The 16,025-nt window shown below is 56.5% G+C and carries 15 protein-coding genes; 7 read left to right on the top strand and 8 right to left on the bottom strand.

The window, feature by feature from the left end; all coding sequences use genetic code 11:
* Nucleotides 1-38: 38 nt before the first annotated feature.
* The 7 genes from ABLU78_RS02760 to ABLU78_RS02730 all read right to left on the bottom strand — a co-directional run bounded on the left by ABLU78_RS02760 (nt 39) and on the right by ABLU78_RS02730 (nt 7,623).
* Nucleotides 39-605, bottom strand: coding sequence for a DJ-1/PfpI family protein (locus ABLU78_RS02760; protein ID WP_015366302.1), 567 nt, complete (start codon nt 603-605; stop codon nt 39-41).
* Nucleotides 606-776: 171 nt separating this feature from the next.
* Nucleotides 777-971 carry a hypothetical protein gene (locus ABLU78_RS02755; protein WP_015366303.1) on the bottom strand — a complete coding sequence of 65 codons (195 nt, stop codon included), beginning with the start codon at nt 969-971 and terminating at the stop codon, nt 777-779.
* 203 nt (nt 972-1,174) lie between these two features.
* Nucleotides 1,175-2,257, bottom strand: coding sequence for an oxidoreductase (locus ABLU78_RS02750; protein ID WP_048228816.1), 1,083 nt, complete (start codon nt 2,255-2,257; stop codon nt 1,175-1,177).
* Between the two features lie 13 nt (nt 2,258-2,270).
* Nucleotides 2,271-3,017, bottom strand: a complete 747-nt coding sequence (locus tag ABLU78_RS02745) for a DeoR/GlpR family DNA-binding transcription regulator (RefSeq protein WP_045414189.1) — start codon at nt 3,015-3,017, stop codon at nt 2,271-2,273.
* Nucleotides 3,018-3,203: 186 nt separating this feature from the next.
* On the bottom strand, nt 3,204-5,021 hold the full coding sequence (locus ABLU78_RS02740; protein WP_048228815.1) for an ABC transporter ATP-binding protein: 1,818 nt from the start codon (nt 5,019-5,021) through the stop codon (nt 3,204-3,206).
* A gap of 3 nt (nt 5,022-5,024) precedes the next feature.
* A complete protein-coding gene (locus tag ABLU78_RS02735; RefSeq protein WP_042894564.1) occupies nt 5,025-6,476 on the bottom strand; it encodes a M81 family metallopeptidase in 1,452 nt (483 codons plus the stop codon).
* 13 nt (nt 6,477-6,489) lie between these two features.
* Entirely contained in the window at nt 6,490-7,623 is a 1,134-nt protein-coding gene (locus tag ABLU78_RS02730) for an ROK family transcriptional regulator (RefSeq protein ID WP_048228814.1), read from the bottom strand.
* A gap of 232 nt (nt 7,624-7,855) precedes the next feature.
* On the opposite strand from ABLU78_RS02730, the gene ABLU78_RS02725 reads away from it, so the two are divergent.
* Genes ABLU78_RS02725 through ABLU78_RS02710 form a run of 4 tightly spaced genes read left to right on the top strand, consistent with a single transcriptional unit; the run spans nt 7,856 to nt 12,109 of the window.
* Complete coding sequence (locus tag ABLU78_RS02725) at nt 7,856-9,388, top strand: ABC transporter substrate-binding protein (protein WP_015366309.1); 1,533 nt, start codon at nt 7,856-7,858, stop codon at nt 9,386-9,388.
* Nucleotides 9,389-9,412: 24 nt separating this feature from the next.
* Nucleotides 9,413-10,333: an ABC transporter permease gene (locus ABLU78_RS02720; RefSeq protein ID WP_015366310.1), complete on the top strand. Its 921-nt coding sequence runs from the start codon at nt 9,413-9,415 to the stop codon at nt 10,331-10,333.
* A gap of 1 nt (nt 10,334) precedes the next feature.
* Entirely contained in the window at nt 10,335-11,195 is an 861-nt protein-coding gene (locus ABLU78_RS02715) for an ABC transporter permease (protein ID WP_015366311.1), read from the top strand.
* Entirely contained in the window at nt 11,192-12,109 is a 918-nt protein-coding gene (locus ABLU78_RS02710) for an ROK family protein (protein WP_048228812.1), read from the top strand. Before ABLU78_RS02715 ends, ABLU78_RS02710 begins: the two co-directional genes overlap by 4 nt.
* 403 nt (nt 12,110-12,512) lie before the next feature.
* Here ABLU78_RS02710 and ABLU78_RS02705 read toward each other — a convergent pair whose 3' ends face one another.
* On the bottom strand, nt 12,513-12,956 hold the full coding sequence (locus ABLU78_RS02705; protein ID WP_015705626.1) for a GNAT family N-acetyltransferase: 444 nt from the start codon (nt 12,954-12,956) through the stop codon (nt 12,513-12,515).
* Between the two features lie 180 nt (nt 12,957-13,136).
* On the opposite strand from ABLU78_RS02705, the gene zntB reads away from it, so the two are divergent.
* The 3 genes from zntB (at nt 13,137) to dbpA (ending at nt 15,978) form a co-directional block, all read left to right on the top strand.
* Nucleotides 13,137-14,120 (top strand): zinc transporter ZntB, encoded by a 984-nt coding sequence (gene zntB / locus ABLU78_RS02700; RefSeq protein ID WP_015366313.1) that lies wholly within the window; start codon nt 13,137-13,139, stop codon nt 14,118-14,120.
* A 287-nt stretch (nt 14,121-14,407) separates the two neighbouring features.
* On the top strand, nt 14,408-14,590 hold the full coding sequence (locus ABLU78_RS02695) for a hypothetical protein (protein WP_071596126.1): 183 nt from the start codon (nt 14,408-14,410) through the stop codon (nt 14,588-14,590).
* Nucleotides 14,591-14,604: 14 nt separating this feature from the next.
* Nucleotides 14,605-15,978: an ATP-dependent RNA helicase DbpA gene (gene dbpA / locus ABLU78_RS02690; RefSeq protein WP_048229293.1), complete on the top strand. Its 1,374-nt coding sequence runs from the start codon at nt 14,605-14,607 to the stop codon at nt 15,976-15,978.
* Nucleotides 15,979-16,025: the final 47 nt, after the last annotated feature.

Raw genomic sequence — 16,025 nt, 5'->3', positions numbered from 1 at the left:
ATATCGTAGCGTAGCGACTCCAGCCCTGGAAAAGGCGTTTACCGCTGCAGCACCTCGGCAAATTTAGCAAGCCATTGCGGATGGGCGGGCCAGGCGGGGGCGGTGACCAGATTGCCGTCAACGTGCGCCTGGTCGATGCCAATATCCGCATAATGCCCGCCGCTGAGTCGCACTTCGGGAGCGCAAGCCGGGTAAGCGCTACAGGTACGGCCTTTAAGAATACCCGCGGCGGCCAGAAGCTGCGGGCCATGGCAAACGGCAGCAATCGGTTTATGCGCGGCGTCGAAAGCCTGGACCAGTTTAATCACCTGCTCATTCAGGCGCAGATATTCTGGCGCGCGGCCGCCGGGGATCAGCAGGGCGTCGTAGTCCTGTTCTCTGGCGCTGGCAAAATCGGCGTTCAGTACGAAGCGGTGACCGGGTTTTTCGCTGTAGGTCTGAGCACCGTCAAAATCATGAATCGCCGTCATAATATAGTCGCCTTTGCTCTTATCCGGACAGACGGCATCAACCTGATGGCCGATCATCTGTAATGCCTGAAACGGTACCATGGTCTCGTAATCTTCAGCGTAATCACCCACCAGCATTAAAATTTTCTTGCCCATATTCTTGTTCCTCCCACGATAAAGATGAATAAGATATAGACTGCCACAAGAGAGAAAGCGAACCGTGAGGGCGCTCAAAAATGGTTATTAATGACATTTGGCTGCCGGGATTTAACCCGAGGGGAATGCGTTGCCGCAGCTAACGGCCACGGCAACAAAAAGCGGTCAGAGTTAATCCACGTTAGTGAAGTAGTCGCGAGCAACCGCTTCTACACGCTTCGCTTCCAGGCCGGTCTTTTCGCTGATCCCGGCGATAAACGGCTTGAATTGCTCGGTCATCACGTGGCCGCCGTCCCAGTGGGCGACGTAGTAACGGCACTGATAGCGATAAAAGTGGAGGGTCTTTTCTCCTAACGTGTAATACATGACATTCTCCTGTCCAGTGTGTCGGGCTGCGTCCGCAGAAGCTAAGGGCGTACCACAATAATCAGGTATTTGATTATATCCTGCTCCCAAATGTGGCAAATTTCCAGCAGCCAATTGGCGATCGAGAGAGATTTTCCTTGGGAGGGTTTTCAGCAGAAGAGAATATGTAGCGGCTGAAGAGTACGACAGCCGCCAGGGAGAGCTTACTGAAGCCCGGCCAGTTCGTTGGTGGTTAACGCCAGCTTCTGCACGCTGCCGCTTTCTGACGAGGCAACGGCAGCTTCCAGCACCGCCATCACTGCCAGCGCCTGTAGCGGAGGCACCGGGTTGGCGATTTTGCCCAGCAAGGCATCGCGAACCTGAATATAGTACTGGCGCTGATCGCCTTTCGGCGTGGCGAGCGTGTGCGCCTGCAGGCTGGCGTCGAACAACGTCATGCTGTCGTCATCCTGGCCCCAGCTTTCACTCCCTGGGATGACGCCAGCCAGCAGCTGGCTCTCCTGCTGGTCTGCTTTCAGTTTCACGACGCTGCCGCTATCTCCGTGGACCGTGAAACGCGAGACGCCGCCGGCCACCAGCATGCTACAGTGCAAAATCACTTTGTGCTGTGGATAGTTCAGTACCACATGTGCCCAGTCGTTAATCTCCGCGCCCTGGCGCAGGGTGGCAATATCGCCCTGTACAGTTTGCGGCAGGCCGAAAAGTTGCAGCGTCTGGTCGATCAGGTGCGGGCCAATATCAAACCACAGGCCACTACCTGGTACGTTCTGCTCGCGCCAGCGGACGCGAACCTGCGGGCGGAAGCGGTCGATATGCGACTCGAAATGCTTAACCTTGCCGATCAGCCCCTGCTCGATGGCCTGCTTAATGCCGAGATAATCGCTATCCCAACGGCGGTTATGGAAGACAGAAAGCAACCGTTGCTTTTCTTCCGCCAGCGCGATCAGCTCGCGCGCTTCCTGCATATCGAGAGTAAAAGGTTTATCTACCACTACGTGCTTACCGGCATTGAGCGCCAGACGAGCCAGCGGGGCGTGGGTGGCGTTTGGCGAAGCGAGTACCACCAGATCGACGTCCGGATGCTGAATGGCCTCTTCCGGCGAAGCGATGACCGCGACATCCGGCAGATCCTGCTTCACTTTAGCTTCGTCGCGGGAGGCGACGACGGCAAGCTTTAACCCTTCGACCGAATTAATGAGCGGCGCGTGAAACGTTTTGCCGACAAATCCGTAGCCGATCAGCGCAATATTAATGTGCTTACCTGCGCCGTTGATAACTTTATGCATGACTTTCTCCACGTTATTCAGCGTCAGCAATGCTGACCTGCATTGAATTGTCTTCGCCAAGCGCGTGCCACGGCTTGTCGAGGAATAGACGATCGATGTGTTTCAGTTCGGCGACCAGGTAAGGCTCGCAGCGATTAAGTTTCAGATGATCAGCCACCAGCCAGTGCTCGACGCTGGCAGCCAGCATGGCGCGTTTCACTTCCGCATCCGCTTCCTGGCTGGCGCTAAGCCCTTGTTGCGAATGGATCGCGCAGGCGCCGAGAATGGCGATATCCGCGCGGTAACGAGAAAGCAGCGCCAGCGTGGCGCTACCGGCAAACAGCCGCTGCCGCATATCCCATTTCCCGCCAAGTAAAACCAACTCGATATCGGGCCGTTCGCTAAATAGTTGGGCAATATCCAGCGAAGGGGTGATGACCGTCAGCGGTCCTTTTAGATGCGCGGCGACGGCCAGTACCGTGCTGCCGGCGTCTAAAAATAGCGTTGCTCCCGGTGGGACCTCTCGGGCGACCAGCGCGCCAAGGCGTTGTTTAGTCTCCGGCAGCAGCGCGTTGCGCCCCTGGCGATTCATGGCCGGAAGATCGAGGGCGATAGCGCCGCCATGGTTTTTCTGCACCAGTCCGCGTTTTTCCAGGTCACTTAGATCGCGGCGAACGGTATCGGGTGAGACCTGCAATTTTTCAACCAGTTCGTTGATGCTAATTTGACCGTTTTCACTCAGTAGTTCGAGTAAAAACTGTTGTCGGGCGGTTTTATGCATAATCGCTGTTCCTGCAAAATACTGCAATAACCTGCATAATACAGCATGATGTGAGAATGTGAATCGCAAAAAACAGCAAAAAATGGGTTGCCAGTTAAAAGGGGAGATGAGCATCGCTTTTTGGGAAGGGGGACCGGCTCAGCGCAGCCTGTAGAGCGTTAAACCGGTCTATTCAAGGTAATCCGCTCAGCGTATTACCCAGTGCTGATTACCGACTTGTTCGTAGCGACGGGTCGGCGGCTGCCAGTCTTTATCGCGAAACGGCGACGGCAGTTCATCGTTATTGGCTTCACGCAACAGATGGCGACGAGACGGATCGGTCTTTGGGATCGCCGCAATCAGCTTTTGCGTATACGGGTGCTGCGGATTGGCGAAAATGGCCTGCCGCGGGCCAATTTCGACGATTTCACCGAGGTACATCACCGCTACCCGGTGGCTGATGCGTTCAATCACCGCCATATCATGCGAGATGAACAGAAAGGCGATTTTCATCGTTCGCTGCAGTTCGATAATCAGGTTGACCACCTGCGCCTTGACCGACACATCCAGCGCCGACACTGACTCGTCGGCGATAATCACCTTGGGATTCATCGCCAGCGCGCGGGCAATGCAGATGCGCTGGCGCTGACCACCGGAAAATTCATGCGGATAGCGGTTAAGTACCGCGACGCTGAGCCCTACTTTTTCAATTAATTCATGGGCGCGTGCCAGCGCCTGCTGGCGGGTGGCAAGGCCATTTTCCAGCAGCGGTTCAATCAGCGTTTCCTGGATTTTGAGCCGCGGATTCAGACTGGCGAACGGATCCTGAAATATCATCTGGATATCCTGACGCATCCGCTTTTGCTGCTGGCGCCCGGCTTGCAGGACGTCATAACCATGGAGACGAACATGACCAGATTGTGCCTGGACCAGGCGAATAAGACTGCGACCGGTGGTCGATTTACCGCAGCCTGATTCGCCCACCAGCGATAACGTTTCGCCGGGCCATAAATCAAAGCTGACGTTTTCTACGGCGTGAATATATCCTGCTAACTGATTAAAAAAGCCTTTTTTGACGGGAAAGCGGGTTACCAGGTTTTTGACCGACAGCACAGGTTCGTTGCTGGTCAGACTGAGATCCGCTTCTGGCGGATAACGATGAATTTCTCCGGTTTGCAGGTTCACCGATGGAAATTTACAAGGGGTCGAGCTTACATCCATTTCACCTGCCGCAGGTACCGAGGCCAGCAGCGCGCGGGTATAGGGCTGTTGAGGTGCGGCGAATAGCGTCGTTGTGCGCTCGCATTCGATGGCGTCGCCGCGGAACATCACCAGCGTATCGTCGGCGGTTTCCGCGACTACGCCCATATCATGGGTAATAAACAGCACCGCGGTATTGTTTTCTGCCTGCAGAGTTTTAATCAGATCGAGGATTTGCCCCTGGATAGTGACGTCCAGCGCGGTAGTAGGTTCATCGGCGATCAGCAGTTTAGGCTTCAGGGCCAGCGCCATCGCGATCATCGCGCGCTGGCGCATACCGCCGGAAAACTGATGCGGATATTCATCGAAACGCTGTGCGGCATGCGGAATGCGGACTTTTTCCAGCAGGGCGATGGCCTCCTGCTTCGCCTGGCGCGCCGATAACCTCTGATGGCGGATAAAAACTTCCGCTATCTGATTGCCGATGGTAAATGCCGGATTAAGACTGGTCATCGGCTCCTGAAAAATCATCGCTACCTCGGCGCCGCGTACACGACGCATCTCCTCTTCAGGAAGCTCGAGCAGGGATTGGCCGCCGAGCAACACCTGTCCCTCGGTACGGCTATGGCGGGCAGAAAGCAGGCGCATGATGGCCATCGCCGTCACGCTTTTGCCTGAGCCCGATTCGCCGACAATCGCCAGCGTCTTACCTGGATAAAGGCTAAAACTGATATTACGCACCACTTTCTGCCAGCTATCGCCGTGGCGGAATGAGATGCTCAGATTGTTGACGGCCAGCACTGGCGCAGGCGTTTCCCGGTTCATGACTCAGGACTCCCTGGCAAAGGGCGCGCGGGCGGAAACCCGCACCTGTGGGGTGAATTCGAGGTCACGCGTAAACGGCCAGGTCGGGGTCAGCATTCGCCGGCGGGCCACCCGTTCAATATCCTGATCGACGACCCCTTCCGAGAGCGCCATCAGGTTCGGATTGGCCAGCGGCGCCAGTTCCGGCGATAAATAGCCGGATTTGACCACCAGAATTTTCACCTGCCGCGGGTCGAGTCCTAGCGCGCTAAAGTCAGCAATGTCGTGATACGGACGACGACGGTCGGCCACCACCACGGTAATACCGCCGGTCTGCAAAATCGCCTGATTGGCCGGGCGCTGCGGGCCTGCCGCCAGCAAACCTGTCACGGTAAAACGCGCGCTCGCGCTGACGCCCGCCGGATCGAGGTTAGCGCCGAGTGTTAGCTGTAGTTCAGCGCCAATACCGGCTTCAAAGGCCGCACGCGTTGCCGGCGCGTCGGTAATGCCGGCAACCAGAGTATTTTGCGCCTGTTGGCGTAGCAGTTCGGCGAGCACATCGCCGCGATCGCCGACGCCGCCGCCGGTTGGATTATCGCCAGAATCCGCCAGGATCACCGGGCCCGTGGCGCTGGCGATAGCTTGAGCGACGCATTCGGCTACGCTGCCCGTCCGGCAGCCGAAAACAAAATCTTCCCGCGCGTCCCAATAGGCCTGAGCCAGTTTTGCGGCCTGTTGCTCCAGTACCGCGCGATCGGTGCCGGTAAAAATGGCCGCGGCGGTGGCGCGCGGTTCATCGGCCCACACGTAGCCGACCATTAATGAGCTATCGAGTACGCCATCAATCTGGTCGCTGTGCGGCAGCATGGCGTAGAGGCTTTTCGCCGGTTCATCTTCTGTACTGGTTCGCTCGCCAGGGAGTAATACCGGGATGGGGGCCCACACTATGCCCGGGCGCACGCCGCTTTGCAGACTATTCACCAGCATACTGACCGAACGGCGCATGGTCTCTTCGATATCGATATGCGGCGCGGTGCGATAGGTTGAGTAGATGTCGATGGCGTCGATGATGCGCTGGGTCACGTTACCGTGTAGATCGTAGCTGACGGCAATCGGGCAGTCATCGCCAACGCAGGCGCGGGCGGCGGCGATCCAGTCTCCTTCGGCATCTTCCATACCTTCAACGAACATTGCGCCGTGCATCGCCAGGTACAGGCCGTCGATCGGCAGTTGCGCCTGTAGACGGCTTAAGAATTCGGCTTTGAATTGTTCATAGGTCTCTCGCGCCACCGGGCCGCCGGGAATCGCCCTGGTGTGCAGCGTCGGCAGAAACGTCGCCGGATAATCACGTAAAAACTGAAAGTGGGGCGCCTCCAGCAGGGCATCGCCCTTGACGGTGCGAAACTCTGCTTCATGAGTCAGTACCGGGTTAAACGTGCTGCATTCAATATGTATTCCACCAACGGCAATGCGCATAGGGACCTCGAAATTAGGCTGGGAAGAGAACGTGAGTCAGCGCGACGCTCGCCGCGGCGAGCGCCCAACTGTCCTGCGTCAGCGGGCGATAGATAAGCGGTGTGTTTCCCGCCATCCCCGGCAGCAGGTTGGTTTCTATAGCTTGTTGCATAACGGTATTCAGTAAACCGTTAAAGCTTTCCGGCTGATGGGCAAGCATGATCGCCGCCGGATCGTGGGTCTGGATCTGATGTGAAATAGCCAACCCTAAGGCGTCACCTGCCCGATGCAAGATCTGGATGGCGGCAGTGTGGCCCTTGCGCGCCATGGCCTCCAGTTCATCCAGTTGGTCGGTGTTGATACCGGCCATGCGCGCCTGTTCAAAGATAGCGGTGAGAGACGCAATGGTGTCGAGACAGCCGCGCTTCCCGCAGCGACAAGGCGTGCCTGCAGGCACAATGGTGCAATGGGCTATTTCGCCTGCGCCGCCGTGGGCGCCGCGCCAGATTCGGTCATAGATGACCGCCGCGCTGCCGATGCCGCTGCCGTGGGAAATCACCACTGCGCTCTCCAGCTTGCGCAGATGACCAAACGTTTTCTCCCAGTTCGCCAGTGCCCGGGTGTCGTTTTCAATAAATACCGGGATCCCGCCGGTCGCGCGGCTTAACAATTCAGCTAGCGGCACCTGATGCCAGCCCAGCAGCGCCGACTGTACGCAGACCGCTTGCGCAGCGTCCACAAAGGCAGACAGGGCAAAACCGATGCCGACGAGCCGTTGGCGCTCGATGAGCGTATCGTTTAATAAACTGCGGATTTCACCCGCCAGTTGCTGGATTACGTCGGGGATTTCAAGCTGTGGCGTGAGCAGGCGCTCGGCGATTTTCTCACCGCTGGCATTCATCAGCACCAACACAAGCTGATTATCAATCAGCGAGATGCCGATGGCGTAAGCAGCGTCCGGCGCCAGTGACAGGGTGACGGAGGGGCGTCCCTGACCGCCGGAAGCGGCCATATCGCTCTCCTGTAGCAGACCATCAGCTAGCATCTCTTTTACCAGTGCGCCAATGGCCGCTTTACTCATACCCGTCAGGCGGGCGAGGTCCGCGCGGCTGGCGCCTTCCTCGCTACAGACCAAATGAATCAATTGTTGGTGGAGTTTGTTCAGCATAGTTACTCAGCCATAACGCTTTTTTCTGAACATAATCGCGGGATGGCGATTTAGCAACCAGTTTATTTTAAAAAACAACTAAATCATCACATATAAGTTAAATTTATTACCTAATTAAGCGTTATTCATGGCTAACATCACATTTATGGGACACTGTTTTGGGTAAAAAGAAAACCTAATCGCAACATAACAGCCACAACTGGCGACATAACAGACAGGTAGGGGTAAACGGATGAAGGCAATTATGAATAAATATCGACTTGCCATTCTGGCAGGCTTACTGGCGGCTGGTGGGGCGACGGCGCTGCAGGCGGCGACGCTGAACGTGATGCAAAACGAACCTCCGCGTAGCATGGACCCGGGCGATCAAACCGCGACCTTTACCGATACTGTATTAAAACCAATGTATGAAGGACTGGTAGACTTATCGCCGGATTTCAAGATAGCGCCCGCGCTGGCCACTGCCTGGAAGGTTAGCGATGACGGTAAAGTCTGGACGTTTACCCTGCGTAAAAACGTGACTTTCCATGACGGCTCGCCGTTCAATGCCGATGCGGTGGTGGCCAATATCGAACGACATATCGACCCGAAAGGCGGTCTGGCCGCGAGTTCGCGGATGCGCAACGTTATCGCTTCCGTGAAGAAGCTCGATGATAACAACGTCGAGATTACGCTGAAAAAGGTCTATCCCTCTTTCCTCAATCTGTTGACCGGCGGCTCGGCGAAGATGGTGAGCCCGGCGGCAGCGAAAGCCGGCACCATTGGCCGTAAAGCGGACGGTACCGGCCCGTACATGCTGCAGGAGTATAAAACCGGTGAATATGTGCTGGAGAAGAAAAACCCGAAATACTGGGGCGAGAATCACGGCCCGGATGAGATTAAGTGGACCTGGAGCGCGGAGCCGTCGGTAATGAACATGGCGCTGCTTTCCGGCCAGGTCGATGTGATTAACCCGGTACCGCCGCAGTTTGGTCGGCAGTTGAAAAGCAACCCGCAGGTGAAACTGGAGCAGGGGCAGGGGGCGTCGGTATTCTGGGTGGCGCTCAACGTTGAGCAAAAACCGCTGAACGATGTCCGCGTGCGTCAGGCCCTGAACCTGGCGACCGACAAAGAAGCGCTGCTGAAGGCGGTGATGTTTGGTTTCGCTTCTGCCGCCAACTCGCCGCTGGCACCGGTGAACGAAGGATATGATAAAACCCTCAACGACTATCCGTGGGATCTCGATAAAGCGAAAGCGCTATTAAAAGAGGCCGGTTATCCGCAGGGCTTTGAGATGAACATCGCCGTACAGGGACCGGATGCGCGTACCGCGCAAATCCTGCAGGCGATGTGGGGCAAAGTCGGCGTGAAGCTCAATATCCAGCAGATGGAGAGCGGCGTCTGGAGCAAAGCGGCGTTTGCGCCGGCGGCGGAAAAGTTGGCCAACCGTACCGATGCGGTGCTGGCCTCCTGGTCCTCCGGCCTTAATGGGTCTGATTTGCAACTGCGCCCGCTGTACTACTCACAGAGCGCCGCGCCGGCCGGGGCTAACCTTGGCTTCTACCGCAACCCACAGGTAGATGAGCTGTTAGATAAGGCCGCTACCACCATGGATGACAACGCGCGTATTGCCGAATATGTGGCGGCGCAAAAGGCCATTATGCACGACGCACCGCATGTGATGCTCTACTTCCAGGACGATCTGTACGCCACCCGCGCCACCATTAAAGGCGTGCGGATGGAGCCGGGCGGCGAAATTATCGTTACCGAAGCGCAAAAGCCATAACGTCGAGGTCAGGGTGGAGTTGTTATGAAAGCTTATGTGATTAAAAAACTGCTTTCTTTGCCGCTGATCCTGCTGGGGGCATCGCTGATTGTCTTTCTGGCGATCAGAATGCTCCCCGGTGACCCGGCCCGCCTGATGGCCGGGCCGCAGGCCACCCAGGATGATGTCAGCCGTATGCATACGCGCCTCGGTCTGGACGATCCGCTGGCGGTGCAGTATGGCCATTTCGTTAGCGGAATGCTGAAGGGGGATTTTGGCACTTCGCTGAAGTCCGGTCAGCCGGTCTCCGCCGAAATGAGCGAACGGGTTCCTTATACTTTAGGCCTGGCGCTGCTGGCGTGGATGATGGCGGTGATCCTCGGTATTCCCATGGGGATGTGCGCGGCGATTTACCGCAACCATGTAGCCGACCATGTGCTGATGCTGGTAGCGATTGCCGGCGCGTCGATAGCCAATTTCTGGCTGGCGCTGATCGCCATGGATACCTTTTCGGTGAAGCTGGGCTGGCTGCCGCTACTGGGCGCCGAAGGCTGGAAAAGCTATATCCTGCCGTCGGTCTGTCTGGGGATTTTCCCGATGGCGGTGATGTCGCGGATGACCCGCTCCAGTATGGTTGATGTGTTAGGCGAGGATTACATCCGCACCGCGAGGGCCAAAGGGCTGGCACCGTTTCAGGTCTATTTCAAGCATGCGCTGCGCAATGCGCTGATCCCCATCGTGACGATTATCGCACTGAACTTCGGCAGCCTGATCGGCGGCGCGGTGGTGACCGAGTCGGTGTTTAACTGGCCTGGGATAGGCCGCTATCTGGTGGATTCGGTACGCTATCGCGATTATCCCGTCATTCAGGGAGTGACGATGATTACGGTGGCAAGCGTGGTGGTGATGAACCTGGTTGGCGAGATGATTATCGCCAGAATCAACCCGAAAATAAGGTTTGACTGATATGTCGGAAATTTCACTCGCCAAATCGCGCAGCGGTGTGCTCAGCGGCCTGCGCTGGGGGATGGAGCATCCCTCTCTGACCCTCGGCGGCATCATCGTCGCCTTAATCGTGGTATGTGCCCTCTTCGCGCCGTGGTTAAGCCACTACGATCCCTATGCGCAGGACCTGCTGAATATTCTCTCCGCACCGTCGGCCGACCACTGGCTGGGCACCGATGACTATGGCCGCGATATCTTTTCCCGCACCATTTACGGCGCCAGGATCTCGCTGATTGAAGTGGTGGTCAGCGTGGCGCTGTCGCTACTGATGGGGCTACCTCTGGGTATTATCGCCGCCCTGTGCGGTAAAAGTGTCGACCACCTGATTATGTGGGTGATGGATGTCATTTTCGCTTTTCCCGGCATCGTGCTGGCGATCCTGCTGGTCAGCGTCCTCGGCGCAGGGTTGATGAATATGCTGTTGGCGATCGCCATCTTCTCGGTGCCGGTTTACGCGCGCCTCAGCCGTAACCTGACGTTGGGCATCAAGAATATGGAGTACATGGAAGCGGCACGGGCGCTGGGAATTGGCTATCGCCGACAGATAATTCACTACATTCTGCGTAATACGCTGGGGCCGATTACCGTGCAGGCGACATTGACCGGCGGCTCGGTGATCCTCGCCGCGGCTTCGCTCTCCTTCCTCGGCATGGGCGTGCAACCGCCGATGCCGGAGTGGGGGACAATGATGAGCGACGGGCGTAACTTCCTTGGCATCAGCCTGGGGATTTCGCTGTGGCCGGGGCTGGCTATTGTCTTTTCGGTATTAGGCTTCAACCTGCTGGGCGATGGCCTGCGTGATTTAATGGATTCGCGCCTATGAGTAACAGCGTGCTGTGTCTGGATATTGGCGGCTCCTTTATTAAAAGCGCGGTTTCTCCAGCGCCGGGGCAACTTGTTATGCCGCGCCAGCGGGCGATGCCGCTAAGCTCCTGGCCCGCCTTCGTTTACGCCGTGGAGGAGATTATCGCGCAATATGGCGATGCGATTAGCGAACAGAGTCCACTGGCGCTCTCCTGCGCCGGAGTGGTGGATGTTGCCAACGATCGTATTCTGTCGAGCAACATTCCGCCGTTCGCCGGTATTGATATTACCCGTTCGCTGCAGGCTGAGCTCGGGCGCCCGGTGGCGATGGCTAATGATGCTGACTGTTTTACCTTAGCCGAGGCGCGTTTCGGCGCGGCAAAAGATCTGCCGGTGGTGTTGGGCGTGATCCTCGGCAGCGGGATCGGCGGGGGGATTGCCATCAACGGCAACATTCTCTACGGCAATCAGGGGATCGGCGCCGAGTGGGGGCACGGACCCATTACGCGCACTCAGCTGCGGGGAATTGAGTTGCCGCGGCTGGCCTGTGGCTGCGGACAGCAGGGCTGCCTCGATACGCTCGGCGGTGCAAAAGGGATGCAGCGGCTGCATCAACTGCTCAGCGGTCAGGCGCTAAGCAGTGTCGAGATCGTGAAGCAGGGTATAGCCGGAGAAGAGACAGCGGCGTTCACCCTTGAAGTATGGCTTGAGCTGGTGAGCGAACCATTGGCCCATACGGTGAACATTCTCGGGCCGCATAAAATCGTCGCCGGCGGCGGGCTGGCGGGTGAAACGGCGCTGCTGGCGCGCCTTGATACAGCATTGCGGGCAAAGATTCTGCTGAAGAGCGCTGAGCCACTACTGGTCGCCGGGCAATTTAGTCGCGAAGGGGGATTACTGGGGGCATCGGTGCTGGGCTGGGAAAAATTTTAGCCAGAAATGTGGCGAATTTGACGGAAGCTTCTAGGATTAGAGCCTATCCCAGTAGGCGTAATTGGCGCAGCCAGTTTGAACACGGACAGCGCGCAGAAACCGGAGCGTACACGTAGTACGTGGGGATTTCGAGCACTGCCCTGGTTCAAAATGGCAAGTAAAATAGCCCTAATGGGATAGGCTCTTAGTCTGCTTATAAAAATGGAGTAATAACCATGTGCACTAATTTACACGATAACGCCCGCCGCTATGCGGAAGAGAAAAAATGAACGCTTGCTGCTAATCCCGTCCTGTGCCCGCCCAGACGATGGCAAGGGTTACTACTGTGGATTAGCCGACGACTGAAACGAACTAATAAGAACCCGCCAATGGCGGGTTCTCCCTTTCTGACGGCCTGAACAACTTACTTGAGCATTTTGTTATAGACGTAAAAATCCGTATCACGTACGAAGCCGCTACGCTCGTATAACGCCTGCGCTTTAGTATTATCGGTTGCCGTGCTGAGCATAATAAATGCGGAATCACTCTCTTTTGCCAGCTGTTCGGCACGGGCAATCAGCTGCTGTGCCACGCCGTGCTGGCGGGCAGACTCATCAACGTACAGATCGTAAAGCAACCAGATGCGCTTCATTTCCAGCGAGCAGAACAGGGGATAGAGCTGGGTAAAGCCCACCGCTTTGCCGTCCACTTCTGCGAAGAAAATGACCGACTCATTCAGTTGCAGGCGCTTAAGGATGAACTCCCGCGCCTGGCCGAGATTTTCTTCGACCTGATAGAAACGTCGATAGGCGAGATACAGCGGCAGGATGGTATCGACATCCTGGGGCTGGGCTTGATAAATATTCATACTAAAACCTCATTAAAATTACGGATGTAATTGTAATACAAATATGATCAACTGTCGCCAAACGCACTATGCTGCGTATTTGTTAGGCGATTGCGACGATTGCGGGAGGCGAAATTCAGCCGAATAGCGTACCTTATGGATTATTCGCGCTTTTTACAGGCATGCATTAATGGAGGTTCAGTGGACGCGATTAAGGGCTCGGAGCTGAAAGTGCCGGACGCCATCTTTGCATGGGTGCTCGACGGGCAGGGCGGCGTAAAGCCGCTGGCTGATGACGATATTATCGATAAGAGCAGTCCCTGCTGGCTACATCTTAATTATACCCATACCGACAGCGCCGACTGGTTAGCCGCCACGCCGTTGTTACCGAATAATGTTCGCGACGCGCTGGCCGGTGAAAGCACGCGCCCGCGCGTGACGCGCATCGGCGATGGCGCGCTGATTACCTTGCGTTGTATCAACGGCAGCACCGATGAACGCCCCGATCAACTGGTGGCGATGCGACTGTATATGGACGAGCGGCTAATCGTTTCCACTCGTCAGCGTAAGGTGCTGGCGCTGGATGATGTACTGGGGGATCTGCAGGAAGGCAACGGGCCGACGGATTGCGGCAGCTGGCTGGTGGAAATTTGCGATGCGTTGACCGATCACGCCAGCGAGTTTATTGAACAGCTGCACGACCGGATTATCGACCTTGAAGATGACCTGCTTGATCAACAGGTGCCGCCGCGCGGTTTTCTGGCGCTACTACGAAAGCAGCTTATCGTCATGCGCCGCTATATGGCTCCGCAGCGCGATGTCTACGCCCGCCTTGCCAGTGAGCGTCTGCCGTGGATGAGTGACGATCACCGTCGGCGGATGCAGGATATTGCCGACCGCCTGGGACGCGGTCTTGACGAGATTGACAGCTGCATCGCCCGCACGGCAATCATGAGCGATGAAATCGCGCAGATCATGCAGGAGTCGCTGTCGCGGCGGACTTACACGATGTCATTGATGGCGATGGTTTTTTTGCCCAGCACCTTCCTGACCGGTCTGTTTGGCGTCAACCTTGGCGGTATACCTGGCAACAGCTGGCATCTTGGCTTTTCGATATTTTGCGTAATGTTAGTCGTTCTAATCGGTGGTGTTACCTGGTGGTTACATCGTAGTAAATGGTTGTAAGAAATTGTCTTTTCAGGTGATTTTGCCGCTGAAACTCCGGCAATATTTGAGCGAAATCAATAAACCATCTACCCATTCAGGGCAATATCTCTCTCGCAGGTGAATGCAACGTCAAGCGATGGGCGTTGCGCTCCATATTGTCTTACTTCCTTTTTTGAATTACTGCATAGCACAATTGATTCGTACGACGCCGACTTCATTGAGTCGGCTTTTTTTTTGCCCTCTGCCAGCTAACTTCTACGCTTAAAGAATAGTCCTGTAAAGAGAGGGGATAAAATATGCGTAACATGGCGCTATCATTGCAGTCGATACCCATCGGCCCTGAGCCCAATGACCCGGTGCCGGTGCCCGATCCGCGGCCTCGCCCGCACCCGCTTCCCGACCCGCCGCCGGACGATGACCCGATTAAATTGTCGCATCAAGAGCGGAGATCTGCGAGGATACGCGCCTGCAGATTGTCCGCCCTTTAATGCGAGAAAACATTGTGACCGCTTTTTCAACACTGAACCTTTTGCCCGAAGCTCAACTGAACAACCTTAACGAACTGGGATATCACGCAATGACGCCAGTGCAGGCTGCCGCATTGCCTGCGATCCTGGGCGGAAAGGATGTGCGCGTACAGGCGAAAACCGGCAGCGGTAAAACGGCGGCCTTTGGTCTGGGATTGCTACAGCACGTTGATGCCGGTCTGTTCCAGACCCAATCACTGGTGCTGTGCCCGACCCGCGAACTGGCGGATCAAGTCGCTGGCGAACTGCGTCGCCTGGCGCGTTTTTTGCCAAATATTAAAGTATTAACGCTCTGCGGCGGCCAGCCTTTCGGCGCCCAGCGCGATTCTTTACAGCATGCGCCGCATATTATTGTCGCCACGCCTGGCCGCCTGCTTGACCACCTGCAAAAGGGGACCGTATCGCTGGATGCGCTGCAGACGCTGGTTATGGATGAAGCCGATCGCATGCTCGATATGGGCTTCAGCGATGCTATCGATGAAGTGATTCGTTATGCGCCAGCTTCGCGCCAGACCTTACTGTTCTCCGCGACCTGGCCGGAAGCTATCGCCGCAATCAGCGGCCGGGTGCAGCGGGATCCGCAGACGATTGAAATCGATAGCGTTGATGCGCTGCCGTCTATTGAACAGCAGTTCTTCGACGTTTCGCAAACCGGTAAAATCAAGCTGCTGCAAAAATTGCTCAGCCAGCATCAGCCCGCTTCCTGCGTGGTATTTTGTAACACTAAACGCGATTGTCAGGCGGTATGCGATGCATTGAATGCTGCCGGCCAGAGCGCGCTGTCGCTGCATGGCGACCTGGAGCAGCGCGATCGCGATCAGACGCTGGTGCGTTTTGCCAACGGTAGCGCGCGCGTGCTGGTCGCCACCGACGTGGCGGCGCGCGGCCTGGATATCAAATCGCTGGAGCTGGTGGTTAACTTTGAACTGGCGTGGGATCCTGAAGTTCACGTTCACCGTATCGGGCGTACCGCGCGCGCAGGCGAAAGCGGCCTGGCGATTAGTTTCTGCGCGCCGGAAGAGGCGCAGCGCGCTAACATTCTTGCCGAAATGCTGCAGATCAAACTCAACTGGGTTAACGCGCCGGCGGGTAATCATATTGCGCCGCTGCAGGCGGAAATGGCGACCCTGTGTATTGATGGCGGCAAAAAGGCGAAAATGCGTCCGGGCGATGTGCTGGGGGCGTTAACTGGCGATATGGGGTTTGATGGCGCGGATATCGGTAAGATCAATGTTCATCCCGCGCATGTTTATGTCGCTATCCGTCAGGGCGTGGCGCAGAAGGCGTATAAGCAGCTGCAAAACGGCAAGATCAAAGGCAAGTCCTGCCGCGTACGTTTGCTGAAGTAAGGGCGGCAAGTGACGGTCTCCGGCGCTTGCCGGAGACGTGTTGCCTG

Origin of the sequence: Klebsiella sp. JN_Kp122, from assembly GCF_040062085.1 — a bacterium.
Taxonomy (GTDB): Bacteria; Pseudomonadota; Gammaproteobacteria; order Enterobacterales; family Enterobacteriaceae; genus Klebsiella; species Klebsiella aerogenes.
The sequence above is the reverse complement of the archived record's forward strand: the minus strand, read 5'-3'. Positions and strand labels throughout refer to the sequence as shown.

Coding starts and splice junctions, on each gene's coding strand:
- ABLU78_RS02760 (WP_015366302.1), bottom strand. CDS start 605: ATGGGCAAGAAAATTTTAATGCTGGTGGGTGATTACGCTGAAGATTAC.
- ABLU78_RS02755 (WP_015366303.1), bottom strand. CDS start 971: ATGTATTACACGTTAGGAGAAAAGACCCTCCACTTTTATCGCTATCAG.
- ABLU78_RS02750 (WP_048228816.1), bottom strand. CDS start 2,257: ATGCATAAAGTTATCAACGGCGCAGGTAAGCACATTAATATTGCGCTG.
- ABLU78_RS02745 (WP_045414189.1), bottom strand. CDS start 3,017: ATGCATAAAACCGCCCGACAACAGTTTTTACTCGAACTACTGAGTGAA.
- ABLU78_RS02740 (WP_048228815.1), bottom strand. CDS start 5,021: ATGAACCGGGAAACGCCTGCGCCAGTGCTGGCCGTCAACAATCTGAGC.
- ABLU78_RS02735 (WP_042894564.1), bottom strand. CDS start 6,476: ATGCGCATTGCCGTTGGTGGAATACATATTGAATGCAGCACGTTTAAC.
- ABLU78_RS02730 (WP_048228814.1), bottom strand. CDS start 7,623: ATGCTGAACAAACTCCACCAACAATTGATTCATTTGGTCTGTAGCGAG.
- ABLU78_RS02725 (WP_015366309.1), top strand. CDS start 7,856: ATGAAGGCAATTATGAATAAATATCGACTTGCCATTCTGGCAGGCTTA.
- ABLU78_RS02720 (WP_015366310.1), top strand. CDS start 9,413: ATGAAAGCTTATGTGATTAAAAAACTGCTTTCTTTGCCGCTGATCCTG.
- ABLU78_RS02715 (WP_015366311.1), top strand. CDS start 10,335: ATGTCGGAAATTTCACTCGCCAAATCGCGCAGCGGTGTGCTCAGCGGC.
- ABLU78_RS02710 (WP_048228812.1), top strand. CDS start 11,192: ATGAGTAACAGCGTGCTGTGTCTGGATATTGGCGGCTCCTTTATTAAA.
- ABLU78_RS02705 (WP_015705626.1), bottom strand. CDS start 12,956: ATGAATATTTATCAAGCCCAGCCCCAGGATGTCGATACCATCCTGCCG.
- ABLU78_RS02695 (WP_071596126.1), top strand. CDS start 14,408: ATGGCGCTATCATTGCAGTCGATACCCATCGGCCCTGAGCCCAATGAC.